This window comes from Caloramator australicus RC3, assembly GCF_000297115.1.
In the GTDB taxonomy this organism is placed as follows: domain Bacteria; phylum Bacillota; class Clostridia; order Clostridiales; family Caloramatoraceae; genus Caloramator; species Caloramator australicus.
This window is the reverse complement of record NZ_CAKP01000044.1, coordinates 1-1,403: the sequence shown is the minus strand read 5'-3', so window position 1 is coordinate 1,403 and position 1,403 is coordinate 1. Positions and strand designations below refer to the sequence as shown.

Here is a 1,403-nt window from a genome sequence, read left to right as displayed (position 1 = left end):
ACGACAACCATGCACCACCTGTCTCACCGCTCCCTCAAACGAGGGCACCCCCATGTCTCCACAGGGTTCGGTGGATGTCAAGCCCTGGTAAGGTTCTTCGCGTTGCTTCGAATTAAACCACATGCTCCGCTGCTTGTGCGGGCCCCCGTCAATTCCTTTGAGTTTTAATCTTGCGACCGTACTCCCCAGGCGGAGTGCTTAATGTGTTAACTGCGGCACGGAAGGCTACGCCTCCCACACCTAGCACTCATCGTTTACAGCGTGGACTACCAGGGTATCTAATCCTGTTTGCTCCCCACGCTTTCGTGCCTCAGCGTCAGTTACAGTCCAGAAAGCCGCCTTCGCCACTGGTGTTCCTCCCGATCTCTACGCATTTCACCGCTACACCGGGAATTCCGCTTTCCTCTCCTGCACTCTAGCTCCCCAGTTTGAAGTGCAGTTCCTGGGTTGAGCCCAGGGATTTCACACCTCACTTAAGGAGCCGCCTACGCACCCTTTACGCCCAGTAATTCCGGACAACGCTCGCCACCTACGTATTACCGCGGCTGCTGGCACGTAGTTAGCCGTGGCTTCCTCCTCCCTTACCGTCATTTCCTTCGTCAGGGAAGACAGAGCTTTACAACCCGAAGGCCTTCTTCGCTCACGCGGCGTCGCTGCGTCAGGGTTTCCCCCATTGCGCAATATTCCCCACTGCTGCCTCCCGTAGGAGTCTGGGCCGTGTCTCAGTCCCAGTGTGGCCGACCACCCTCTCAGGCCGGCTACCCATCGTCGCCTTGGTGAGCCGTTACCTCACCAACTAGCTAATGGGCCGCGGGCCCATCCCAAGGCGGATTCCTCCTTTGGCTTATGCATCATGCGATACATAAGCTTTATGCGGTATTAGCAGGCCTTTCGACCTGTTATCCCCCTCCTTGGGGTAGGTTACCCACGTGTTACTCACCCGTCCGCCGCTAAGACACCTTGGATTGCTCCTTGGCATCTCCGCTCGACTTGCATGTGTTAGGCACGCCGCCAGCGTTCGTCCTGAGCCAGGATCAAACTCTTATGTTTAAATCCTTAGCTTCTTAAATTACTGCTGGTCGCTTCGCCACTGTTCAGTTTTCAAAGGTCAATCAGCGTTTCTTATCTTATCACGCTTTTACTCTTTGTCAATATCTTTTTCTTTTCTCGCCGCCCTCGCGACGACTTTTATATATTATCATGTATGCTTGTATTATACTTTTATATAATCAAAGTTTATTTAAAATTATATTAACTATTCTTAGTTTTCTAATCATTTCTCCTGTTTCTATTACTGATACACTAGGTTAGGTTGATGATATATCTTAATCTGTAGCTGAATAATCTTATTTATATTATTACATTAAAATTTCTGCTTTTGCTTTAACATCTACTTTTGAAAC

At 50.0% G+C, this 1,403-nt stretch carries 1 rRNA gene; it reads right to left on the bottom strand.

Annotated features, from left to right (window positions below):
- Positions 1-1,050 (bottom strand): 16S ribosomal RNA (locus CAAU_RS04630); the annotation flags it as partial.
- Positions 1,051-1,403: the final 353 nt, after the last annotated feature.